Raw genomic sequence first — 23406 nt, 5'->3', positions numbered from 1 at the left:
AGGGGCTATAGCGCGCAGGACACATATTGGGAAGACACCCGTTACAAAGGGTTAACAATGTCCGACTGCCGGGGGCCTGCGAAATCGCGCAGCGGCGCCGGACCGGCGGTGCAACGGGAAAACGGCATCGCCCACACGAACGTCACGATTTCCTCTATTGTCGCCTCCTTCCGAGCCGAGAAAGTGCGCCGCACCCACGTGACCTCCAGCCGCCCAGAACCTGAAAACACCGGCCCCGACACGGCGGCGCCTGATGCGGGGACCCCGGATAAACCGCGCGCAGACGCGCCGCGTGCTCCGCGCCGCCGCGTCCGTCGTCGCGACCGGCTGGCTGTTGGCGTGATGGTGGTCGTGGTGGTGGTGACGATCGCCGTCACGGCCCTGTATCTGAACCGGCGGGCGGCGGCGCGGGCGGTTCTGGTCGGCTGGCTCGACCAGCGCGGCATCGTCGCCGACGTCGCCGTCGAACAGCTGGAGATCGACGGCTTCGTCGGCCGTATCCGCATCGGCGACCCGCAGAACCCCGATGTGATCGTCGAGCGGGTCGAGGTCGACTATGCCCTGGCCATGCCCTGGTCGAAGACCGGATGGGGCGTGCGTCCCGGCCGGGTCCGGCTGGTGCGGCCGGTGATGCGGGCGCAATATATCGAGGGCGAGCTGTCGTTCGGATCCCTTGATCCTCTGGTCAAGGAGTTCACCGGGGGTCCGCCGCGCCCGGACAGTCGCGGACCGGTCGTCCTGGTTGAAAGCGGCCGGCTGAACCTCGCCACAGACTACGGGGCGATCCAGCTGCGGGCCGATGCGCGGATCGACGACGGGAAGCTGATGCGGCTGAACGCCGAACTGCCGGCCTCCGGGCTCCGGAGCGAGGCGGTTTCCGCTACGGGTCTGGCCGTACGCCTGAACATGACGACGACCGGCGACCGGGTGGCGATCACCCTGGACGCCTCGGCGGATACGGCGAGCCTCGGGTCCGGCGAGATTGCGTCCGGCGGCGAGGGACTGGTGCTGAAGGCGACCGGCGATCTGCCCTATCCGGATCTCAAGGCGCGGCGCGGCGACGGTCGGGCGGTGGTCGATATGCGTCTGGCCGGGCGCCGTCTGTCATCGGGCGGAATGGTCCTGCGCGAGGCGCTTGTGGATCTGGGCTTCAATGGCCAGACGCGCGGCTGGATCGAGGCCTTCGCCCTGGAGGGCGACAGCCGCATCGGCCTGGGCGCCGCACAGGTTTCAACGCCGGGCCTGCAGGCGAGGGGGCTGCGGCTGGCTCCGGCGGCGACCCGGGCGGTGATCTCCCGGGACGACGACGGCCTGAGGTGGAGTCTGACCGGCCCCGCCAGCCTCGGGGTCGCCTCGGTCCGCGCCGGAGACCTGGCGGTCGAGGGTCTGACGCTCGGGACCGGGCGGCTGGAGGCCGGCGGGCGCGGCGGCGACTGGGAGGTCGCCGGGCCGGTGGAGCTGACGGCGAGCCGGGGGGGCTTCGGCGAGCTGGATCTGAAGACCGTGGCGGGCCGCACCGATCTGGACGTGACCCGGACGGATGGCGTCCTGCTGGTGCGCGCCCGCACCGCGCTGACGTCTCAGGGCGGGTCGTGGAGCCTGCTGGGGTCGGCCGCCGCCGATGACGCGCCGGAGCTGGCGGCCATGAAGCGGGCGCTGGGCGACTTCGCCGTCGACCTGCCGGAGTTGCGGCTGCTGACGGGATCGACCGGAACCGAGGCGGTGCTGACGCAGGCCGCGCGGATCATGCCCCGCAACGGAGGCGTCGTGACGATCCGGCCGGCGGCGCGGGCCCTCTATACGTCGCCTCCGGGCGCGTTGGGCGGCGGGGCCCTGTCGCTGGTCTCCTCTCGCCCGCCTGGCGACGCGCCGGGTCTGCCGGGCGCAACGGTCGACATTCCCGACTGGAGGCTGACGTCCGGCGGGTTCGAGGCCCGGCTGGCCGCGAGGGCGGCGCTGGATTTCGACGTGGCGCGCGGCGTTACGCTGCAAACCTCGGGGCTGCTGGTCTCCGATGGGGGCGTGATCCGCTACGGCGCCGACGGGTGCGCTGTGTTCGCCGTCGAGCGACTGGAGCTGGGCGAGAACGATGTCGACACGCTGACGGGCCGCCTCTGTCCGGCGGAGCGGGCGCTGGTCGAACTGCGCCAGGGCGGCTGGCGGGCGGACGGCGCCCTTGCCGGGGTCGCGGCCAATGCCCCCTTCCTTGGGGCCCGGTTCGAGGACGTGGCGGGGACGCTGGCCGTGACAGGCGCCCCCCGGGGGATCGGGGTGGAGACGCAGATCGCGTCGGCCCGGGTGATCGATACCGCGACCGTGCGGCGCTTTCATCCCCTGACGGGCGCGGGCCGGGCCAGCCTGTCCGATGACGCCTGGACCGGCGCCTTTGACGTCTTCGCAGGGCGGCAGGCCATCGCCAGGGTGGGCTTGACCCATGACGGCCCTTCGCGGACGGGCGGGGTGGCCTTCGATACGGGGGATCTCGTCTTCAATGAACCGGGCCTGCAGCCGCGTGACCTGACGCCCATGGGCGGCGAGGCCATGACGTCGCCGGTCCGCGGCCAGGTTCGGTTCTCCGGCCGTTTCGACTGGGACCCGGCCGTACCCCTGGGCTCGTCCAGCGGGCGACTGGTCATTCCCGGTCTGGATTTCACCAGCCCGGCCGGGCCGGTCGAGGGACTGAAGGGCCAGATCGACTTCACCAGCCTGGCGCCCCTGACGACGGCCGATGGACAGACCCTGACGGTCGACCGGCTGGAGACGGTCACGCCGCTGACGGCCCTGGGCCTGACCTTCAGCCTCGGAGAGGCGGCGCTGAAGGTCGAGGGCGGCGAGATCCAGGCGGCGGGCGGACTGCTGAGGCTGGAGCCGCTCAGCGTGCCGCTGGACGGCAAACAGCCGTTCAACGGCGTCATCGCTCTCGACCGGGTGCAGCTGGGCGAGCTGATCGCCGGCGCAGGATTCGCCGACCGGGTCAGTCTGGACGCCGTGGTTTCGGGCCGGCTGCCGTTCCGCTGGGATCCGGTGGAGGGGGTGCAGGTCGAGGCCGGCAACCTGACCGCCGTCCAGCCGGGCCGGCTGTCGATCGCGCGCCAGGCCCTGACCGGCCTGGCCGCAGCGGGCGGGGGTGCGGACATCCCGCAGGGGACGGTCGAGGACCTCGCCTATCAGGCGATGGAGAACCTGGCGTTCCAGACCCTGACCGCCGACGTCAACAGTCTGGACGCCGGCCGGGTCGGGGTCCTGTTCCACATCAAGGGCCGACACGATCCGCCGGAACGACAGGAACTGCGCCTGTCGGTCGCGGAGCTGATCAGCCGCAAATTCCTCGAGCGCAAACTGCCCCTGCCGTCGGACACGGGCATCGACCTGACCCTGGACACCAGTCTGAACCTGAACCAGCTGGTCAGCGACATTCTGGCGGCGCGGCGACCCCCGGAGGACGACGGGACGGCTGGGCCCGCAGTGGAACCGGCCCGGTGACGGGCGACTCCGTGACGGGCGTCTCCTTGAAGGCCGGCGGATTCGGCGTTCAGCCGTCGTTCACGGTCGCGTCCCTAAGCGTCGGGGTCTAGGGATATCGCGTGACGCCAACCGGAGACCGCCCATGACCGTTCAGCCCTTTACGGACCAGCCCGTCGCCGAACCCTGCGTTTCCGGGCGTCGCGGCCTGATGCTGGGCCTGGCCGCTGTCGGCGCCATGGCCGCCCTGCCGCTCGGGGCCTGTACGCCGACCATCAAGCTGGAGGTCGCTCCGATCCAGATCTACGCCAAGCTGGACGCCGATATCCGGGTGAAACTGGATCGCGAGCTGCAGGACCTGCTGCGCGAAAACCCCAACCTGTTCTGAACCTGAACTGCCTCGCCTGAACCTGAAGGATCGGATCCCATGTCGCTTCGCAATCTCCTGATCGCCGTCCCCGCCGCCGTGGCCATCGCCGCCGCCGCGACCCCTGGTCTGGCCCAGACCGCCGCCCAGAAGGCCCAGATCGACGCCGCCAAGGCGGCGGGCGTCGTCGGCGAACAGGCGGACGGCTATCTCGGCTTCCGCACCCCGTCGTCGGACGCCGGCCTGCAGACGGCCGTCACCACCACCAATGACGCCCGCCGCCGGGCCTATGCCGCCAGCGCCGCCCAGGCCGGTACGACGGCTGATGTCGCCGGCGCCCGGATGTTCGAGAGTCAGCTTCTGGCCCGCATCCCGACGGGTCAGTGGTACCGCAACGCCTCGGGCCAGTGGGTCCAGAAATAGGTCCGGCGGCGCCTTCGAGGGCTTCATGGCGAGCCCGATCCTCCGTTTTGTCCTGTCGCTGGGCCTCGCCCTGCTGATCGCCGCCCTGTCGACGGCGGCCATGAGCTGGTTGTGGGTGGCCATCGGCGGCGGGACGATGTCAGTGCATGGCTGGATCGCCCTCGGGCTGGGCATGGCGGGCACGGTCGGGCTGGCCTGGGGTCTGATGGCCCTGGCGTTCCGCTCCCATCGTGAGGGGTGGGACGACCGGGTCGACAACTCTCTGGACCCCGGGCTTCAGGACCGCGTCAGCCGCGATCTGGATCACAGGGACTAGGCGGCGATCCCGGGGCGCGCCTTGAGGGCGGGCCCCAGCAACTGTTCGCCCAAGGCCTGCACCACGGGAACGGCGACGGCGTCGCCCATCAGTTTGAGCGCGGCGTTTTCACTGGCGGGCAAACACCAGCCGTCGTCCAGCCCCATCAGGCGGGCGGACTCGCGTCCGGTCAGGCGGCGGGCGCGCAGCCGGCCTTCCTGCATCACCAGCACATATTGTCGCGACGATCCGCCCGAGGGGGTGCGCAGGCATCCCGCCAGCCCGTCGAGCCGGACTTCCAGCCTCTGGACCTTGCGGCCGTTCTCGACCCGTACGCGGCGGAAGGCGGCCGCCACGCGGCGTTCGCCCGAGGCCAGGGCCGCCTCCAGCCGCGCGCGGTGGAGGGGGGCGGTCAGGGCCAGCAGGGCGTCGGTCCGGCCCTGATCCAGCCAGTCGACCTCTGCATCCGGGCTGAGGATCGAGGCGAGGTCGAGGTTGCGGCGCGGCGGCGGCGTCAGCGACCACCAGACCCAGGCGGCCCGTGTCGCCTCGGGCAGGGCCGCATGGGCGGCGACGAGGCGCGGCGAATGGAAGGGGCCAGCCGGCGAGGGCAGGATGGGCGCCTCCAGTCCCTTCATGGCGATGATGAACAGGCGCGGCCGCGACTGGGGCAGCCACAGGCCGGCGTCGATCTCCAGCGCCCCGACCCGGTAGCCCGCGCCGGCCAGAACCGTGCAGACTGCGGCGAAGTCCGCTCCGCCCGCCGAACTGAGCAGGCCGGTGACATTCTCGATGACCATGATCGGCGGCCCGCGCCCCTCGGCCGCCAAAGCCTCCATCAGCCGCCAGAAGCCCCAGAAGGCGCCCGAGCGCCGGGCCTGGAGCCCGCCCCGGGCGCCCGCCAGACTGACATCCTGACAGGGGGAGGAGGCCCAGCACAGGGAGGGGGCGCCCGGCAGGTCAGCCGGGGTGAGGTCCCAGACGTCGCCGTGATGCAGGGCGACATCCGGGTGATTGGCGCGAAAGCAGCGGGCCTTGGCGGCGTCGATGTCATTGGCGAAGACGGTGCGAAACCCGGCCCGGGCCAGACCGGTTCCGGCGAGGCCGCCGCCGGCGAAAAACTCGAAGACGGCGGGGGCTGTGGCCGCCCGGTCGTCGGTCCGGATGTTCGCGCGAATCGCCATGTATCCAGACTAGAGGCGGATGGCGCCCTGTGGAACGCCCGGCGCCGCCAACCCCGTCTTGCCCCGTCGCCCCATCGGGGTCATTGCTTTGGCTCCCGCGTCCGGTGCGGTGTTTCAGGGTTCAGGAGCCGTCATGCGTTCGATCGTCACCCGCCTCGCTGTGACCGCCCTGCTGGGCCTCGGCGCCTGTTCGCAGGGAACCACGGAGGCCACGGAGCCGCCGGCCGACGCCCCGGCGGGCGTCGTTCTGGGCGGGATCGACCTGAACCAGCCGCTGCGGGCCCTGGGCACGGAGCCGTTCTGGGGGCTGGACATCACGCCGCAGACCCTCAGCTGGAGCGGGGTCGACCAGCCGGTGCTGACCGCTGTCAATCCGGGCCCGGCGGTCCAGGGCACCACGGCCGTCTATCACACCGAAACGTCGACGGGCGCCCTGCTGGTCCTGACCCTGATCGCCACGGAATGTTCGGATGGAATGAGCGACCGGACGTATCCGCTGACGGCGCGCGTCGAACTGGGCGAGCAGTCTTTCAATGGCTGCGCCGCCACGACCGCCTTTCTGAACGCGGCCCCGCCGCCCTGACCCGGGGCTCAATTTCCGGGCTTTAACGGTTCCCAAAGCGTGGGCGGGTTAGGGTCGCGCCATGACCCAGACACCGAACCTGGCCCCGGCGCCTGTCCCGGCCTCCGTCGTCCCCGCGCCGCACCTCACGGATGCGAACGGGGCGCCGACCGATCTGAGAGCCCTGACCTCCCTGCGTTTCCTCGCCGCCATGTGGGTGGCGGTCTACGCCCTGTGGGATCATCTGGCTGTCGGCTTCAGGCCGGATGTCGTCGCCAAGGGCTATCTTGGGGTCGAACTGTTCTTCGTCCTGTCCGGCTTCATCCTGTGCCACGTCTACCTGGCCCAGACCGGTGCGGGGCCAGGCGAAAGGCGTTTCAGCTACAAGGGCTTCCTGTGGGCCCGGATCGCGCGGGTCTATCCGCTGCATCTGGCGACCCTGATCGGCATCGGCGTTCTGGCCCTCGGGGCCGGTGCGGCGGGGGTGGCGGTCGACGACGGCATCCTCGGCTGGTCGTCGCTTCCGGCCAACCTGACCATGACCCATGCCTGGGGCCTGGCCCCCGAGGCCGCGTGGAATCACCGGTCGTGGTCGATCTCGGCCGAATGGTTCGCCTATCTGCTGTTCCCGGCCTTCGCCTTCGTCGCCTGGAGACTGAGGGCCCGGCCGCTGGCCGCCATTGTCGGGGCGATCGTCCTGATCGCGGCCCTGTATCTGGCCTTCCCCCGTCTGGCGGGCTTTCATCTGACCGAGGCGACCATCGCCTGGGGGGCGCTGCGGATCGTGCCCTGTTTCGCCTATGGCTGCGCCCTCTATCTGGTCTATCGCCGCGCGCCGATGCCCTTCCCGGGTCTGGTTTCGGCCGCAGCGGCGGTGTTGCTGATCGGCACAGCGGCGCTCGGCCTGTGGGACGGCGTGCTGGTCGCCCTGTCCGGCCTGCTGATTCTCGGGCTTGCCTCCCTGCCCAATTCCCGGGCCGGGGTGCTGGCCTCTAAGCCCGCCGTCTATCTCGGGGAGATCAGCTATTCGGTCTATATGGTGCTGGTGCCCTGGCAGCTGCTGGCGGTGAATCTGGCCGCCCGGGCGACCAACGCCCCCGACAAGCAACTTCAACTTTTCGTGTGGCTGGCGATTCTGGCCGGCCTGCCGGTGGTCGCGGCCGTCTCCTATCATCTGGTGGAATTCCCCGCCCGGCGGGCCCTGCGCCGGCTTGCGGAGCGTTCGCCGCAGCGCAAAAACGCCCTTCGCAGCGCACCATCGGCATCCTGAAAACGGTGCTTCAACCGGGCGGACGTATGGGCTATGCCTGTCACGGGCGTAACAGTCAGAAACAGTTCAGCATGAAAAAACGTTTCACGGCCGCCGTGGTTGCCGCGTCCCTCGGGTTTTTCGCATTGGGTTCAGCCCCTGCCCAGGCCGACGCTCCCTACTGGCAATGTGTGACGTTCGCCCGGATGTTCTCGGGCATCCAGATTTTCGGCGATGCCTGGACCTGGTGGAACCAGGCGACGGCGCGGTTCCGCACCGGCCGGGCGCCGGAGACCGGCTCGGTTCTGGTCTTCCGCCCCGAGGGCCGCATGTCGCGCGGCCATGTGGCCGTCGTGTCCGACATCATCACCGACCGCGCCATCCAGATCACCCACGCCAACTGGGGCGGCAGCCGCGGCAAGGTCGAGGAGAACGTCACCGTCGTGGACGTCTCGGCCCGGAACGACTGGAGTCAGGTCAAGGTCTGGTACAACCCGATCAACGACCTGGGCACGACCGTCTATCCGACCTATGGATTCATCTACAAGGACGCCCGCGACGCGGCGGCCGCCAGCCGGCAGATGGCCTCGGTCGACGCCGTCCAGGGCGGCGGTCGCTGATCGTCGCTCGGTCCCCGCACCTGTGATCGCGCGCCTGTGATCCTGTGATCCTGTGATCCATCTGTTTCGCGACGGCGCCATGACCTTCGAGGTTCTGGCCGGAGATCCGGCGGCCCTGGTCCTGACGCCGGACGTGCTATGGATCGACCTTGTCGCCCCGACGCCCGAGGAGGATCGCGCGGTCGAACGGGTCCTGGGCCTGTCGATTCCCACCCGTCAGGAGATGGCCGAACTGGAGGCCTCCAGCCGCCTGTATCGCGAAGGCGGGGCCACCTATGTCACCGCCGACATCCTGCACAATGGCGACACGGACCTGCCGACCCTCGATCCGGTGACCTTTGTCCTGACCGCCGGGCCCCTGGTCACGATCCGCTATTTCGATCCGAAACCCTTCACCCTCCTGCTCGAGCGGATCGCGCGGGAGCCCGGGATGGGCGTCTCGGGACCGGCCCTGTTCCTGCATCTGATGGAGGCGGTGATCGACAGGGCGTCGGACATCCTGTCCTTCAATGCCGGCAAGGCCGAGGCCGTGGCCCTGCATATCTTCGCCACCGGCCGCACGGTCGGCTTCGAGAGGCTGATCGCCAGACTGGGTCGGGCCCATATGGCCAACGCCCGGATCGAACAGAGCCTGTCGGGCCTGGCCCGCATCTTCGCCTATGTGGCGCCGGATGAGCGGATCGAGGCCGTGCCGGATGCGCGAGACCACCTGAAGTCGCTTTCGGGCGACGCCTCCAGCCTGATCGCCCACAACCAGGCCGTGGCGGCGACAATCAATTTCCAGCTCTCGGCGGCGCTGGGACTGATCAATATCGAGCAGTCGTCGATCATCAAGATCGTGTCGGTGGCCTCGGCCGCCATCCTGCCCCCGACCCTGATCGCCTCGATCTACGGCATGAATTTCCAGCATATGCCGGAGCTGCCGCTGGCGTGGGGCTATCCGGCGGCCCTGATCGCCATGCTGGTGTCAGGCCTGCTGCCGCTGGCGTGGTTCAGACGCAAGGGATGGCTGTAGGGCGGGGCGCAGGCAGGACGGGAGGGCCTGGGTCCGCGCCGATGGACCGGGCGATGTCGCCGTCTGGTCCCGGGTCCCTGTTCGGCCGCTATCTTTCCGGCTTGATCGACAGCTGGAAGGCGACAAGACCCTCGGTGACATCGCGGTCGAAGCCCTCTCCGCCGCGCAGGCCGTCGGCCTTGATCTCACGATAGACCACGCCGAACGAGCCCTGCATATCGCCGCGCCGGTAGGCCACCCCGACCGAGGCGTCGCCGAGGAACGATCCGGCGTCATGGCTCATGCCCGAGCGGGCGTAGTCGCCGTCGCGCGTGCGGGCGAAATTATAGCCGACGGCGCGCCCGGCCCCGGCCGCATAGATGTACCAGCGCGCCCGCTCGCCAAATCGTTCGGCGCCGTTCGGGGCGAGGGAATCCGGTCCGATCCTGAGGGTGGCGCCGGCCTCCGCCGATCCGCCGCTGTCGCCCACCCCGATGCCGGCGTGAGGGATCAGGGCGACCTCAAGCCCCGAGGCCGTATAGGCCCGCGCCGCCTGCCAGCCGCGCGTAAAGCTGACGTCATAGCTGTCGACATCGAAGGCGGCGGAATCCCGCGCCGTCGGCGGAAGCGGCGCTCCGTCGGCCCGTCGCAGGCCCCCGCGTGTCGTCAGGCGCAGCCGGTCGGCATAGGCGCCGGTTTCACGCCAGATATCGCGCCGGTCAACGGCGGCGACACTGCTGAGGCGGCGGTCGGCAAAGCGGTCCGCGGGACGATCGGTATCGCGGAACCCGACGGCGGGGCCGAAGGCGGCGCGTTCGTCCGCAACGACGGCATAGGGGGTTGTGGCGGCGAACAGCGGTGAAGAGGTCGCGGCCTCTGCGGAGGCCAAGGGGGGGACAGACGCCGGGAATGTAAAGGCGACGGGCGCCGGTTCGGGGAGGGGGGCGACCCGGGCGGGCGGGCGGCGGGCGGCGCGCAGGGCGTTCACTTCTTCTGCCCGCGCCCATTCGGCGTTGAGCTGAGCCGACGTCGACTGAGCCATCGCTGCAGAGCCTGTTCCCGAAAGAAACAGGCCCGACAACGCCAGGCCGGCGCAGAAGAGATCAGCCGATCGGTTCAACGGTCCCCCTCACAGTCCGTTAACGGAACCCACCGTGACTCGAAACCGGCGGATCGCCAAATGACATTTTTCAGACCTGTTTCGAATGCGCGTCGTGCGGATCGGGTTCCCGGCGCTCGATTGCGGTTCAGGCCGGGCGGCTGGACGACGCCGGGAACAGCACTTCCCTGCCGGTGCGGGCGCTTTCCGCCCCGGCGTCCAGCACCTGCATGACGCGCAGCGCCTGGTCCGGAGGGACCGGGTTGTCGCCTTCTCCGCGCAGGGCCCGGGCCACCCCGGCGTAGTAGGCGGGATAGTCGCCGGGCGGACCTGGGGCGGCCGAGCGGGCGGCCGTGTCGCCGTCGACCCAGGTTGCGGGGCGGGGGTCCACGCCCCAGCCGGGGGCGCCGGGGGCCATGCCGGACTTGAGCTGATCCTCCTGTACGTCCAGTCCGGCCTTCAGCCAGCTGGCCGAGGTTCCGTGGACGGCGAAACGGACCTCGGGCGCGGCCATGACCATGGCGGCGTTCAGCACGACCCTGAGCCCGTCGTCATAGCGCAGCACCGCATGGGCCCAGTCCGGGCTGCGGCCGCCGTCGCGCTGGATGGCGAGGGAACAGCTGATGCCGACGGGCAGGCCGAACAGGACCAGCATCTGGTCGATCAGATGCGGACCGAGGTCCAGCCAGCAGCCGGCGCCGGGGGCCTCGCGCCAGCGGTCGCGGACCACAGGGCGGTGGCGGTCGAAACGGCTCTCGACCGTGACCACCCGGCCCAGCCGTCCGCGCTGGATCTCGCGTTTCAGGGCCAGGAAGTCGGCGTCCCAGCGCCGGTTGTGGAAGACCGACAGGAACAGGCCCCGCTCGCCGGCCAGGGCGACCACCGCCGCCGCCTCGGCGTGGCCCAGGGCGAAGGGCTTGTCGACGACCACCGCCTTTCCCGCATTCAACGCCGCCGTCGCCTGTTCGGCGTGGACGGGGTCGGGGGTGGCGATGACGACCAGTTCGATGCCGGGATCGGCCAGGACCTCGGTCAGGCTGGCGGCGGTGCGGACGCCGGGAAGGTCGGCGCGGACGACGTCAGGCTGACGGGTGGCGACGAGGGCCAGCTCCATCCCCGGCGCGGCGCGGATCAGGGGGGCGTGGAAGGTCTTGCCCGCAAAGCCGTAGCCGATCAGGGCGACCTGGACGGGGCCCTGTCCGGAGGGCGATGGGGAAGCGCCGGCGGCCGTGACGGAGGCGAACAGATCATCCGTCACGGCGCAGTCCTTTTCCCGGGATCGGGCTCAGCCCGCGACCATGCTCATGTCACGGCGGGCCATCATCTTGTCAAACTCGGACCAGACGCCGTCGGCGCCGTGCCAGGAGCCCTGCGTCGCCGCCTTGGAATATTCGGTGGCGCGGGCCTCGAAGAAGTTGGCGTGTTCGACGCCGCTGAGCAGCGACTGCAGCCAGGGCAGGGGGTTCTCGCGCGAGCCGCCGTACAGCTCCGGCAGGTCCAGCTGGCGCAGGCGCCAGTCGGCGATGAAACGGATGTATTTCTTGATGTCCTCGGGGGTCATGCCGTCGACCGAGCCCATCTCGAAGGCCAGGTCGATGAACTTGTCCTCCATGTCGACCACGGTGCGGCAGCATTCGACGATGTCCTCGGCGACCGCCTTGGTCACCGCCCCCGTCTCCTTGTTGAAGGCGTGGTAGAGCTTGATGATCCCGTCGCAGTGCAGGCTTTCGTCACGCACCGACCAACTGACGATCTGGCCCATGCCCTTCATCTTGTTCTGGCGCGGGAAGTTCATCAGCATGGCGAAGGAGGCGAACAGCTGAAGCCCCTCCGAGAAACCGCCGAACATGGCCAGGGTGCGGCAGATGTCGGCGTCCGTATCCACGCCGAACTTGCCCATGAAGTCATGCTTGTCGCGCATGGCCTCGTATTCCATGAAGGCGCCGAACTCGCTTTCGGGCATGCCGATGGTCTCGAGCAGCAGGGCGTAGGCGGCGATATGGATCGTCTCCATATTGGCGAAGGCGGCCAGCATCATCTTCACCTCGGTCGGTTTGAAGACCCGGCCGTAGCGCTCCATATAGTTGTCCTGGACCTCGATGTCGGCCTGGGTGAAGAAGCGGAAAATCTGGGTCAGCAGATTGCGCTCGCTGTCATTCAGATTGGCCGCCCAGTCCTTGCAGTCCTCGCCCAGCGGCACCTCCTCGGGCATCCAGTGGACCTGTTGCTGCTTTTTCCACATGTCGAACGCCCACGGATAGCGGAACGGCTTGTAGGCGGCGGAGGCGGTCAGAAGTCCGGCGGTTCCGGGCTTGATGATGGCGTGTGCGTTCATCGGAAAGGGGCTCTGAAAACGGCGGGGGACGAATCCCGTGGAGAGACACTCACCATGCGGCCGCAATGCCCTGGCGCCAAGTCGAAACCGGCCTATTTAGCGATCACTTTTTCCAGAAACGCTATATCTGGTAGACATGCCCCGGAATTGTGGGGAGGATTCAGGGGATGAGCCTGGCGCTGCCGGTTCAGGCGGCGGCCCGTCCGCGGCCGGCCAGCACGGCTCCGACGGATCCCGAAAGGGCAGAGAAGGAGATCGGCTTGGACAGGTGTCCGTCCATGCCTGCGGCGAGACAGCGCGCCGCGTCTTCCGGCATGGCGTCGGCCGTCAGCGCCAGTATGGGGACGAGTCCCGCATCGCCTGTCAGCGCCCGGATCGCGCGCGTCGCCGCCAGTCCATCCACGCGCGGCATGCGCACGTCCATCAGGATCAGATCGTAGAGACCCTCCCGCGCCAGGGCGACCGCCTCGTCGCCGTCTTCGGCCTGTTCCACGCGACAGCCCATGGCGGTGAGCATCAGTCGGGCGACCTCGCGGTTGGCCGGGTGATCGTCGACCACCAGCACCCGGGGCGACGGGCCACAGGGGGGCTCGGCCCTTTGAGGTCCGGCCTCAGCCTCGGGGATGGCGGCGACGGGCATGGGCAGGCGCAGGGTAAAGGTCGCGCCCTCGCCCGGTCGGCTGTCGACGATGATGTCCCCGCCCATGAGGCCCATCTGACGTTGGGCCACGGCCAGACCGATGCCCGCTCCGCCATAGCACCGGGTGGTGGAATCGTCGCCCTGGACGAAGGCGCCGAACAGGCCGGCCGCCCGGGTCTGGTCCAGCCCGCAGCCGGTATCCGTCACCGCAATCCGCACCTGACCATCCAGGCGGTCGGCGCGGACGGTCACCCCACCCCGGGCGGTGAATTTGAGCGCGTTTGCGACCAGGTGCTGCAGGGCCTGACGGAGCCGGCGGGCGTCTCCGGTCAGGGTGACGGCGGCGTCCGGCCGGACCTCGATTGTCAGCGACAGCCCCTTGGCTCCGGCCATGAGGCGGTGGGGGGCGACGGCGGACTCAATGACGTCATCCAGCCTTAACGGCGCGAGATCGAGCGAGTCGTCCGCACTGGACATCTCCAGAACATCCTCGACGAGGGCCAGCAGGGCATCCCCCGCCCCCCGGATCTGGGTCAGGTCCGTCCGGTCACGGTCGTCGAGGGTGGTGCGGAGCGCCATGATCTCGGCATAGCCCGCGATACTGTTCAGCGGCGTGCGCATCTCGTGGCTCATCAGGGCGAGGAAACGCGACCGGGCGGCCTCGGACCGTTCCGCGCGGCGGCGGGCGGCGTTGGCGGCGGCGGTCCGCGCCTGCAGTCTCGCATGCAGACGGCGCCTCTGGCTGGTGATGGTGCTGACCGGGAGGGCGGTGAGGACCACCATCAGCATGAAGACATAGTAGAGACCCAGATTGGCCACGCCGGGGGCGGACCCGAACATGGCGGGAATGTCGGGCAAATGCGCCAGCGGCAGGGGGCCCCGGCCAGCGGCCGTTGCGGCGCCCCCTATCAGGCCGATGCCGATGACCGCCACCGCCACCTGCGACGGCGACAGCCGGAACGCCGCCAGAACCAGGACCGGAAAGACGAGGAAGGCCAGCGGGGCCCGCGTCTGCACAAACACCGCCGTCGTGACCGCGAACAGCAGGGTCATCAGGACCACCGACTCGCGTCGCGCATCCGGCCGGCGTTCCTCGGGCGGGGTTCTGCGCGACAGCAGGATCAGCGCCGGGGTGACGATCATGGCGCCCAGGGCCTCGACCATGAAGAAGCGCTGGACCTGGAACAGGGTCTGGGTGACCGAATAGTCACGCAGCAGAACCGCGATGGGTACGGAGACGCAAACGGCGACCAGCACCGAGGGCGCCACGGCCAGAAGGGCGAAGCGCCACAGACGTCCGGGACGCCGGAGGTCCAGCGCCGCGCCACAGACGCGGCGGGCGATCACCGAAGCCAGCACAGCCTCCGCGGCGTTCATGGCCACATTGATCAGGAAGAAGGGCATCTGGTCGCCGCGCACCAGATTGTTCAGCAGGTTCAGCGCCACGGCGGCCAGCAGCACCCCGAAGGCCTGCGGGCGGCGAAGCATCAGAAGCGCGGTGATCAGCACCGCATTGGCGGGCCAGAAGACCACGACGCCGAAGATCTTCGCCGACAGGGTGCCCAGGGCGAGGGCTGCGACATACAGGACCAGGAACGTCCAGGGCCCGGGCCCTGACTTGCGTGCCGCCTCATGTCTGAACAGTCGCCAGCGACCGTGCATTCGGCCCCCCAAGACCGCCCAACAGCCGAGGCTACAGTGCATCTGGTTAAGAAATTCGCCGCAATCCGCCCGGCGCCCGGTGCGGGCCGGACAGTCGCCGTATTCGTCGCCTGCGGAACCCCTGTCTGATCGCCCCCGGAACCCCGAACGACGCGCGATCGTTGACGGGATGCGTATCAGTATTCCGGGGCGGCGTGTTTGGCCCCGATCGGGAGTCAAGGCCATGTCCGCGTCTGTCGAGCGACCGTCTGCCGAGAGTTCCCCCATCGCGACCGATCCCGCCGGCTGGGCCGGCCCGGACTTCGACGACATCCGGCCCCCGTCCTGGTGGCTTGCGGCGCGGTTGCAACGGGAGGATGGACGTCATGCCCCGCCCGGCGCCGCCCAGGGGCCCGGCGCCGCCCGGGGGGAAGTCTTCGACGAGGCCGCGCCCGGGCCCGAACCGATCTCGCCCTAGGCTGCGACCAGCACCCACAGGCCGGTCGCCGCAAAGGCCGCCGCCGCCGCCCACCGGATATATCTGAGCGGCAGGCGTTGGGCCGCAGCCTCTCCCACGAGGACCGCGGGTCCATTGACCAGCATCATGCCGAAGGTCGATCCGGCCACCACCAGCGGCAGGTTCTGGAACCGGATCGCCAGGCCCGCTGTGGCGATCTGGGTCTTGTCGCCCATCTCGACCAGGAAGAAGGCGGCCGCCGTGGTCCAGAAAATGCCGGCGAAGGTCCGCGCCGCCGTCTGCGGGGCGTCGTCATCGAGGGTGTCCGGAATCAGGGCCCAGAGCGCGAAACCCAGGAAGGCGACGCCGATGATCCACTTCATCCACGGTCCGTCCAGGTATTGGGCGGCCAGGATCCCCGCCAGGGCGGCGAACGCGTGATTGGCCAGGGTGGCGACCAGAATGCCCAGGATGATAGGCATCGGTCTTCGCCATGCCGCCGCCAGGGCGAGGGCCAGCAGCATGGTCTTGTCCCCGATCTCGGCGATGGCGACGAGACCGGTCGATATGAGGAAGGCGTCCATAGGTTGTCTTCGCGGGGCCTCGGCGGATGGACCTGTGGCGTTCGCAGCCGAAACCCCGCGAAAGGTCCCTGCGAATACCAGCGGTCTTGCCATCCTTCCGGCGCCCTGAACGGTATCGCGAACGCGATACGAGAGGGCCACTGGAAGGCTTCCCGCGCCATCCTCTCCGGGAGAGGAAGTGTGTTGACGCGGGCTCCGCTTGAGGTGCGGACGGCTACTCCCCGATGACGTCGCCAGTCTTAGTGTGCAGCGCAACATGCCGACAAGTGCGAACGTCTCGCATCTTTCGCGATTCAGGTCTCGGCCGGGGAGGGCTCGTCGTGCGGACCGCCCGCGTGGGCGCGCTGGCGCCGCGCCACGGCCCAGGAGATGAGCCACAGGGCCATGGCCCAGGCGGCGCCCACGCTCCATCCGGCGAAGACGTCCGAGGCCCAGTGGGCGCCCAGATAGATCCGGGTCACGCCGACCGTGACGGTGAGCAGGACGCCGACGCCCAGGGCATAGGCCTTGAGCCGTCTTTGGGGAAAGGCGCGCGTCAGCATGACGCCGAGCGTCAGATAGAAGACCGCCGACAGCAGGGCGTGACCCGAGGGGAAGCTGGCGTTGATCGTCTCCACCGCCTGATAGATGGCGGGCGGTCGCTCGCGCCCGAAGACCGCCTTCAGCCCCTCGCTGAGGGCCACGCCCCCGGCGAGGCCGACGACCAGCAGGACGGCGGACAGCCGCTTGCGCTGCAAAATCAGGAAGGTCACCGCAATGATTGCGAACAGGCCCAGGACAGAGATCCCGCCCAGGGCCGTCAGGTCCCCTGCCGCCTCCTGCAGCCACCATGGCCCCCAGGGTCGGCCCGGGTCGGCCGGCCAGGGTCGCAACAGCGTCAGAATCCGCCAGTCCAGGGCCTGGCCGTCAGCCTCCGTCACATCGTCGGCGACCTCCACGAAGGTCAGCACGCCGAGGCCGAGCACGAGCAGGGCGCCGAGGGCGACGACCTCGGTGCGCGCAGCCTGGATCAGGCGCGTCAGGCGGGGGTGGGAGAGGGGCGGGCTGAAACGGGACATGGGGCTCCTAACGGCCAAGCTGACGCCCCGTTCCGGCCTTCCCGGATTCACGCCATCGTGATCGCCGGCCCGTCGCCGCCCGAGGCCCTTTCGCCGTCGTGTCACGCGGCGTTCGCGGCCTCGTCACGGGATTCGCCCACAGGGCCATCCCCTGTCTTCCTTGCGATTCGGTTGGAAAGTGATCGTCAAGCCCGTTGACGCCTCATCAACCATCTGACCCTATATCTGGACCAAGGGGGTGCTTCGACCACTAGATGCTGTGGTCGATCACAGTGTTTCCCTTTGCGCTTATGTTCAGGACGAAGACGATATGGCTGGCCTCGAGGCGTTCAAAACCACGGAATTTCCTTCGCTTTCCGAGGAGGGTCGAGGCGAGGCGGCGGCGCGTCCGCAGCTGTCGGTGGTGCGGTCGCTGGAGCTTGACCGGTCGCGCGACGACCTGCTGACCGACTTCGGAAAGAAGACGCTCGAGGATCGTTATCTGCTGGCCGGCGAGTCCTATCAGGACATGTTCGCCCGCGTCGCCACGGCCTATGCCGACGACCACGACCATGCCCAGCGCGTCTACGACTATATGTCGCAATTGTGGTTCATGCCCTCCACCCCCGTGCTGTCGAACGGCGGGGCGGCGCGCGGCCTGCCGATCTCCTGCTTCCTCAACGCCGTCGGTGATTCCCTGGACGGCATCCAGTCGGTCTGGAACGAGAACGTCTCCCTCGCCTCGAACGGCGGCGGCATCGGCACCTACTGGGGCGGGGTCCGCTCCATCGGCGAGAAGGTCAAGGGCGCGGGCCAGACCTCGGGCATCATCCCCTTCATCCGGGTGATGGACTCCCTGACCCTGGCCATTTCGCAGGGGTCGCTGCGCCGCGGCTCGGCCGCCGTCTATCTGGACGTCTACCACCCCGAGATCGAGGAGTTCCTCGAGATCCGCAAGACCTCGGGCGACTTCAACCGCAAGTCGCTGAACCTGCACCACGGCATCAACATCACCGACGAGTTCATGGAGGCGGTGAAGGCCGGCGAGACCTTTGCGCTCAAGTCGCCTAAGACCGGCGAGGTCAGGAAGACCGTCAACGCCCGCGACCTGTGGACCAAGATTCTCGACATCCGGATGCAGACGGGCGAGCCCTATCTGATCTTCTCCGACACGGTGAACCGGCAGATGCCGCAGCACCAGCGCGACCTGGGCCTGAAGGTCAAACAATCGAACCTGTGCTCGGAAATCATGCTGCACACGGGCCGCGACCATCTGGGCATCGACCGCACCGCGGTCTGCTGCCTGTCGTCGGTCAATGCGGAGAAATTCCTCGAGTGGCGCGAGGAGCCCCGTTTCATCGAGGACCTGATGCGGTTCCTCGACAATGTTCTGGAAGACTTCATCAAGCGCGCCCCGCCGGAGATGAAGGCCGCCGTCTATTCGGCCAAACGCGAGCGTTCGGTGGGCCTGGGCCTGATGGGCTTCCACTCCTTCCTGCAGATGCAGGGCGTGGCCTTTGAATCCGCCATGGCCAAGTCGTGGAACATGCGGCTGTTCAAACATCTGCGTCGCGAGGCCGACAAGGCCAGCCGCCTGCTGGCAGAGGAAAAAGGCCCTTGCGAGGATGCCGCCGAGCGCGGCGTGATGGAGCGGTTCAGCCACAAGCTGGCCATTGCCCCGACCGCCTCGATCTCGATCATCTGTGGCGGCACCTCGGCCGGCATCGAGCCGATCCCGGCCAACATCTATACCCACAAGACCCTGTCGGGCTCGTTTGCGGTCAAGAACCCCTTCCTCGAGGAACTTCTGGCCTCCAAGGGGCTGAACACCGACGAGACCTGGAACTCGATTCTGGAGCATGAGGGCTCGATCCAGCATCTGGACGGCCTGACCGAGGACGAGAAGTCGATCTACAAGACCGCCTTCGAACTGGACCAGCGCTGGATCATCGAACTGGCCGCCGACCGCTCGCCGGAAATCTGCCAGGCCCAGTCGATCAACCTGTTCATCCCCGGCGACGTCAACAAATGGGACCTGCACATGCTGCACTGGTCGGCCTGGGAGCGGGGGGTGAAGTCGCTCTACTATCTGCGGTCCAAGTCGGTGCAGCGCGCGGCCTTCGCCGGCGCCGGGGAAAAGACGGCCGAGGAGCCGGATCCCAACCAGCCCGACCTCTTCAACATCGCCCGCACCGACTATGACGAGTGCTTGGCCTGCCAGTAGGCTGAGGTTGAACCACCGGTTTCCGGCCCGGATGCGCCTGCATCCGGGCCGTTTTCGTCAGATCAGGGCTCCGGGCCAGCGGGTCGGGCGAGGTCCGACCCGCCCGCCTTTGCCCTAGATGCGGATGTCGAGCAGGCTCCCGGGGCGCAGGGGCCGTTCCGGATCGGCCGTCTGGACCTGTGGGGCGGGTGCGGCGGTGATCCGCGGCGTCGTCGCGACGGGCGAGGCGGTCATCGCAGCGGCGGCCCCGGCCATGGCGGCTGTCCGGGGGGCGGTTGGGGCGACCGCGCCATCGGCGGCGCCGAGGGCGGCACGGAAAAAGGCGGACTGGGCCTGGCGCGCCGCATCCTCGCGGACAGGCGCGCCGGTGCGGGGCAGGGACGGCAGATCGGGGCGGATGGCGCTCATGCCGACAGGGTTAACGAAACCTGTCGCAAAAAGGTTAACGCCGGGGGTTCGGGCCGTCGACCTCTAGGGGCCTCTCGGCCTGGCCGTCGGCGGCGCCCGGGCCGGGGTCTGAAGGGCGGCGACCAGCCGTTCGACATCGGCGTCCTCAAGCAGGGGCCCGGACTGTTTGGCGACGATGCGGCCCATGGCGTCGACAGCGAAACTCTCGGGTACGCCCGACACCCCCAGATCCAGTCCCGCCCGGCCCTCATGATCGACCAGCACCATGGAGAAGGGGTCGCCGAGCTCCTCAAGGAAGGCGGCCGTCGCCTCGGGCTCGTCCTTGTAGGCGATGCCGACAACGGCGACGCCGCGCGCCTTCAGCGCCAGAAGATTCGGATGCTCCAGCCGGCAGGGGGCGCACCAGCTGGCGAAGACATTGACGATCATCGGGCGGCCGACGCCGGCGGTCTTCAGATCGACATTCTGCGGCCCCGCCGCGCCGTTCTGCAGGATCGGCAGGACCGTCTCGGGAATGGCCTGGCCGACGAGGGCGTCAGGCCGGTAGGTCGGGTCGCGCTTGAGCGACCAGCCCACGAACAGCGCCGCCAGCGCCGCCAGAACGACCAGCGGCAGGATCGCCAGCCAGCGCTTCATGCGTCCGTCGCCCTCTGTTCGGCCTCGAGTGCGGCCAGTTCGCGCCGGCGGCGCCGGGCGGCCAGAAGGGTGCGCGCCGCCAGTCCGCCGAGCACCAGAACCGTCAGGCCCCAGGCGGGCCAGACGAAGGCGGCATAGGGGCTCATGTCCAGATCGATCATCCCGCTCTCCCTTACGCCGCCCAGGCGGCGCGCGCGCGCAGGGCGACGATGCGACGACGCAGGATCTCGGTGCGGATGTCCGTCAGCCACAGGGCCAGAAACAGGGCGCTCCAGGCCGCCATCATGGTCAGCAACGGGGCGAGAAAGACCGGGTCGAGGCTGGTTCCGCCGGCGCGCAGCAGCGACGCCGGCTGGTGCAGGGTGTTCCACCAGTCGACGGAGAATTTCACAATCGGCAGGTTGATCAGTCCGACCAGACCCAGAACGGCGGCGGCGCGCGCGGCCCGGGTCTCATCGTCGATGGCGGAGCGAAGCGCCATATAGCCGAGATAGAACAGGAACAGCACCAGCACCGAGGTCAGCCGGGCGTCCCAGACCCACCAGGTTCCCCACATCGGCCGGCCCCACAAGGCGCCTGTGGCCAGGGCCAGGGCCGTAAAGGCGGCGCCGGGAAGGGCGGCGGCGCGGGCGGCGGCATCGGCCAGGGGGTGGCGAAACACCAGGGACAGGAAGCTGCAGACCCCCAGGGCGGCGTAGATCATCAGGCCGAGCGAGGCCGCCGGCACATGAACGAACATGATCCGCACCGTGTCGCCCTGCTGATAGTCGCCGGGTGCGGCGAACGACAGCCAGGTTCCGGCCGCCAGCAGGACAGCCGCCAGACCCCAGACCCACGGGACCAGGGGGCCGGTGAAGCGCATGAAGCGCTCGGGATTGGCGAGACCGAACATGGCGGCGGCTTACCGGCCCGGGCGCCGATCGGCAAGGGAGTGAAGACGGCGGACGGGCGGCGCCCTCAGGCCAGGGCTCCGACTGGCGCCTGGACGTCGTTCGACATAGGATCACCGCCGCCGGGGGGCGGATATCGAACAGGAGTTGCGACGATGTGGCGAACCCTACGGCCGATCCCCCTTCACCTGGCCCTGTCCGGACTGGTTCTCGCCGGATTGACGCTCGGCGCCTGCGCCTCGGGCGGCGCCCGCTTCCCGGGTCAGGCCGAGGAACGGGCCAGACTGACCGCCGATTGCGAGGCGAGGGGCGGGGTCCTGACGCCCTCCGGCCGCACGACCGGCCGTGAGCCTCTGGACAACTACTGCCGCATCACCGGCGGCCCGTCCGAACGGCTGCGCCCGCGAAACTGAGGCTTGCGAGGCGGCGGAGGATATCGAAGGCCGCGCGGCGTCCCGGGGCGGTCTTCATTCTGTGCGCGTCGTCAGTGGTTGTCTCTCGGATTGCCGAAGCGGTCGATGATGCGGTGGTATTTGACGGCGGGTTCGAGGACGGCTCCGGTGGAGAGGGGGCCGACGGCGGCGCGCTGCATTTCCTGCCAGGGGGTCTGTGACGGGGGGAAGGCGAAGCCGCCGGCGGCCTCGAGGGCGGCGCGGCGTTCGGCGAACTCCGCTTCCGACAGGTCGGCGTTGACGGTGCGGGCGTTGAGGTCGATGCGGACCCGGTCGCCGGTCCTCAGCAGGGCCAGGTTGCCGCCGGCCGCCGCCTCGGGCGAGGCGTTCAGGATGGAGGCCGAGCCCGAGGTGCCGGACTGGCGACCGTCGCCGATACAGGCCATGGCGGTGACGCCCCGGGCCAGCAGGTGGGCGGGCGGGCGCATATTGACCACCTCGGCCGCCCCCGGATAGCCGATGGGGCCGGCGCCGCGCATGAACAGGATCGACTGTTCGGTGATGCCGTTGTCCGGCTGGTCGATGCGGTGGTGATAGTCTTCCGGACCATCGAAGACGACGGCCGGACCCTCGAAGGCATTGGGGTCGTCGGGGTTGGACAGATAGCGGTCGCGGAACTCGGCGGCGATGACGCTGGTCTTCATGATGGCGCCGTCGAACAGATTGCCGCTGAGCACCAGGAAGCCGGCGTCGGCCATCAGGGGGGCGTCGAAGGTGCGGATGACGTCGGGAAGGATGATGGCCTTGCCGGCGCAGTTTTCACCGATCGTCCGGCCGTTGACGGTCAGGGCGTCCTCGCGGATCAGACCCGCGCCCATCAGCTGGTTGACCACGGCGGGGACGCCGCCGGCCTGATAATAGTCCTCGCCGAGGTATTTGCCGGCGGGCTGGAGATTGACCAGCAGGGGCACGGCGTGGCCGACGTCCTCCCACTGTTGCAACGGCAGGTCGAGGCCGACATGGCGGGCCAGGGCGGTGATGTGGACCGGGGCGTTGGTCGAGCCGCCGATGGCCGAGTTGACGACAATGGCGTTGTGGAAGGCGTCGGGGGTCAGGATGTCGGAGGGCTTCAGGTCCTCATGGACCATGTCCACGATCCGCCTGCCGGTCAGATAGGCGGCCTGGGGCCGTTCGCGATAGGGGGCGGGAATGGCGGCCGAACCGGGCAGGGACATGCCCAGGGCCTCGGCGAGCGAGTTCATGGTCGTGGCCGTGCCCATGGTGTTGCAGTAGCCGACCGAGGGCGCCGAGGTGGCGACCAGGTCGATGAAGCCCTCATAGTCCAGCTCGCCCCGCGCCATCATCTCGCGCGCGGTCCAGATGATGGAGCCCGAGCCGATCCGCTCGCCCTTCAGCCAGCCGTTCAGCATGGGCCCGACCGACAGGGCGATGGCCGGGATGTCCACCGTCGCGGCCGCCATCAGACAGGCGGGGGTGGTCTTGTCGCAGCCGATGGTCAGGACCACGCCGTCCAGCGGATAGCCGTACAGCAGCTCGACCAGACCCAGATAGGCCAGGTTGCGGTCCAGCCCGGCCGTCGGCCGCTTGCCGGTCTCCTGGATCGGGTGAACCGGGAATTCCATGGCGATGCCGCCGGCCTCGCGGATGCCCTCGCGCACCCGTCTGGCCAGTTCGATATGGTGACGGTTGCAGGGGCTGAGGTCCGAACCGGTCTGGGCGATGCCGATGATCGGCCTGCCCGAGCGCAGCTCCTCCAGCGTCAGCCCGTAGTTCAGATACCGCTCCAGATACAGGGCCGTCATGTCCGGGTTTTCCGGATTGTCAAACCAGGCGCGCGAGCGGAGGGGCTTTTTCATAGGTATTCTCTGAGGTGGTATACTCAGACA

23 protein-coding genes and 1 riboswitch are annotated in these 23406 nt (G+C 69.1%); of the genes, 11 read left to right on the top strand and 12 right to left on the bottom strand.

Features of this window, described 5'->3' with window-relative positions:
* Positions 1-183 precede the first annotated feature (183 nt).
* The 4 genes from ACW17W_RS15855 (at position 184) to ACW17W_RS15840 (ending at position 4568) form a co-directional block, all read left to right on the top strand.
* Positions 184-3483: an intermembrane phospholipid transport protein YdbH family protein gene (locus ACW17W_RS15855; protein ID WP_492078042.1), complete on the top strand. Its 3300-nt coding sequence runs from the start codon at positions 184-186 to the stop codon at positions 3481-3483.
* 190 nt (positions 3484-3673) lie between these two features.
* Positions 3674-3850: a YnbE family lipoprotein gene (locus ACW17W_RS15850; protein WP_492080332.1), complete on the top strand. Its 177-nt coding sequence runs from the start codon at positions 3674-3676 to the stop codon at positions 3848-3850.
* A gap of 39 nt (positions 3851-3889) precedes the next feature.
* A complete protein-coding gene (locus ACW17W_RS15845) occupies positions 3890-4252 on the top strand; it encodes a DUF1318 domain-containing protein (protein ID WP_492078040.1) in 363 nt (120 codons plus the stop codon).
* Between the two features lie 25 nt (positions 4253-4277).
* Positions 4278-4568, top strand: coding sequence for a hypothetical protein (locus tag ACW17W_RS15840; RefSeq protein WP_492078038.1), 291 nt, complete (start codon positions 4278-4280; stop codon positions 4566-4568).
* Here ACW17W_RS15840 and ACW17W_RS15835 read toward each other — a convergent pair.
* Positions 4565-5731 carry a DNA cytosine methyltransferase gene (locus ACW17W_RS15835; RefSeq protein ID WP_492078036.1) on the bottom strand — a complete coding sequence of 389 codons (1167 nt, stop codon included), beginning with the start codon at positions 5729-5731 and terminating at the stop codon, positions 4565-4567. The two genes, ACW17W_RS15840 and ACW17W_RS15835, sit on opposite strands and share 4 nt — an antisense overlap.
* Before the next feature lie 133 nt (positions 5732-5864).
* Here ACW17W_RS15835 and ACW17W_RS15830 point away from each other — a divergent pair, with 133 nt between their 5' ends.
* From ACW17W_RS15830 to ACW17W_RS15815, 4 genes are all read left to right on the top strand, one after another.
* Positions 5865-6314: a COG3650 family protein gene (locus ACW17W_RS15830; protein ID WP_492078034.1), complete on the top strand. Its 450-nt coding sequence runs from the start codon at positions 5865-5867 to the stop codon at positions 6312-6314.
* Positions 6315-6504: 190 nt separating this feature from the next.
* Positions 6505-7563 carry an acyltransferase family protein gene (locus ACW17W_RS15825; protein WP_492080331.1) on the top strand — a complete coding sequence of 353 codons (1059 nt, stop codon included), beginning with the start codon at positions 6505-6507 and terminating at the stop codon, positions 7561-7563.
* A gap of 71 nt (positions 7564-7634) precedes the next feature.
* On the top strand, positions 7635-8162 hold the full coding sequence (locus tag ACW17W_RS15820; RefSeq protein ID WP_492078032.1) for a CHAP domain-containing protein: 528 nt from the start codon (positions 7635-7637) through the stop codon (positions 8160-8162).
* 52 nt (positions 8163-8214) lie between these two features.
* Entirely contained in the window at positions 8215-9177 is a 963-nt protein-coding gene (locus ACW17W_RS15815) for a magnesium transporter CorA family protein (protein WP_492078030.1), read from the top strand.
* 88 nt (positions 9178-9265) lie between these two features.
* Here the strand turns inward: ACW17W_RS15815 and ACW17W_RS15810 are convergent, their stop codons facing one another.
* The 4 genes from ACW17W_RS15810 to ACW17W_RS15795 form a co-directional block, all read right to left on the bottom strand.
* A complete protein-coding gene (locus ACW17W_RS15810) occupies positions 9266-10198 on the bottom strand; it encodes a lipid A-modifier LpxR family protein (protein WP_492078028.1) in 933 nt (310 codons plus the stop codon).
* A 205-nt stretch (positions 10199-10403) separates the two neighbouring features.
* Positions 10404-11513: an oxidoreductase gene (locus ACW17W_RS15805; protein ID WP_492078026.1), complete on the bottom strand. Its 1110-nt coding sequence runs from the start codon at positions 11511-11513 to the stop codon at positions 10404-10406.
* Between the two features lie 27 nt (positions 11514-11540).
* Positions 11541-12590 (bottom strand): ribonucleotide-diphosphate reductase subunit beta, encoded by a 1050-nt coding sequence (locus ACW17W_RS15800; RefSeq protein WP_492078024.1) that lies wholly within the window; start codon positions 12588-12590, stop codon positions 11541-11543.
* 187 nt (positions 12591-12777) lie between these two features.
* Complete coding sequence (locus ACW17W_RS15795; protein WP_492078022.1) at positions 12778-14892, bottom strand: response regulator; 2115 nt, start codon at positions 14890-14892, stop codon at positions 12778-12780.
* 223 nt (positions 14893-15115) lie between these two features.
* On the opposite strand from ACW17W_RS15795, the gene ACW17W_RS15790 reads away from it, so the two are divergent.
* On the top strand, positions 15116-15349 hold the full coding sequence (locus ACW17W_RS15790) for a hypothetical protein (protein ID WP_492078020.1): 234 nt from the start codon (positions 15116-15118) through the stop codon (positions 15347-15349).
* Here the strand turns inward: ACW17W_RS15790 and ACW17W_RS15785 are convergent.
* Together ACW17W_RS15785 and ACW17W_RS15780 are read right to left on the bottom strand one after the other, a co-directional pair.
* Complete coding sequence (locus ACW17W_RS15785; protein ID WP_492078018.1) at positions 15346-15912, bottom strand: TMEM165/GDT1 family protein; 567 nt, start codon at positions 15910-15912, stop codon at positions 15346-15348. The two genes, ACW17W_RS15790 and ACW17W_RS15785, sit on opposite strands and share 4 nt — an antisense overlap.
* 91 nt (positions 15913-16003) lie before the next feature.
* Positions 16004-16150, bottom strand: a riboswitch (yybP-ykoY riboswitch).
* Between the two features lie 55 nt (positions 16151-16205).
* Positions 16206-16970: a phosphatase PAP2 family protein gene (locus tag ACW17W_RS15780; RefSeq protein ID WP_492078016.1), complete on the bottom strand. Its 765-nt coding sequence runs from the start codon at positions 16968-16970 to the stop codon at positions 16206-16208.
* A 310-nt stretch (positions 16971-17280) separates the two neighbouring features.
* Here ACW17W_RS15780 and ACW17W_RS15775 point away from each other — a divergent pair, with 310 nt between their 5' ends.
* On the top strand, positions 17281-19173 hold the full coding sequence (locus ACW17W_RS15775; protein WP_492078014.1) for a ribonucleoside-diphosphate reductase subunit alpha: 1893 nt from the start codon (positions 17281-17283) through the stop codon (positions 19171-19173).
* Positions 19174-19287: 114 nt separating this feature from the next.
* Here ACW17W_RS15775 and ACW17W_RS15770 read toward each other — a convergent pair whose 3' ends face one another.
* The 4 genes from ACW17W_RS15770 to ccmC form a co-directional block, all read right to left on the bottom strand.
* Entirely contained in the window at positions 19288-19581 is a 294-nt protein-coding gene (locus ACW17W_RS15770; RefSeq protein ID WP_492078012.1) for a hypothetical protein, read from the bottom strand.
* Between the two features lie 63 nt (positions 19582-19644).
* Positions 19645-20217: a DsbE family thiol:disulfide interchange protein gene (locus tag ACW17W_RS15765; protein WP_492078010.1), complete on the bottom strand. Its 573-nt coding sequence runs from the start codon at positions 20215-20217 to the stop codon at positions 19645-19647.
* Entirely contained in the window at positions 20214-20378 is a 165-nt protein-coding gene (ccmD, locus tag ACW17W_RS15760; protein ID WP_492078008.1) for a heme exporter protein CcmD, read from the bottom strand. The genes ACW17W_RS15765 and ccmD overlap by 4 nt, the downstream gene beginning before the upstream one ends.
* Before the next feature lie 11 nt (positions 20379-20389).
* On the bottom strand, positions 20390-21109 hold the full coding sequence (ccmC, locus tag ACW17W_RS15755) for a heme ABC transporter permease CcmC (RefSeq protein ID WP_492078006.1): 720 nt from the start codon (positions 21107-21109) through the stop codon (positions 20390-20392).
* Positions 21110-21262: 153 nt separating this feature from the next.
* On the opposite strand from ccmC, the gene ACW17W_RS15750 reads away from it, so the two are divergent.
* Positions 21263-21520, top strand: a complete 258-nt coding sequence (locus tag ACW17W_RS15750; RefSeq protein ID WP_492078004.1) for a hypothetical protein — start codon at positions 21263-21265, stop codon at positions 21518-21520.
* 71 nt (positions 21521-21591) lie between these two features.
* Here the strand turns inward: ACW17W_RS15750 and ACW17W_RS15745 are convergent, their stop codons facing one another.
* Positions 21592-23376, bottom strand: a complete 1785-nt coding sequence (locus ACW17W_RS15745) for an IlvD/Edd family dehydratase (protein ID WP_492078002.1) — start codon at positions 23374-23376, stop codon at positions 21592-21594.
* Positions 23377-23406: the final 30 nt, after the last annotated feature.

The organism is Brevundimonas sp. FV1ye29L (assembly GCF_058681095.1).
Note: the sequence above shows the minus strand (reverse complement) of the source record. Positions and strands in the feature narration are given on the sequence as shown.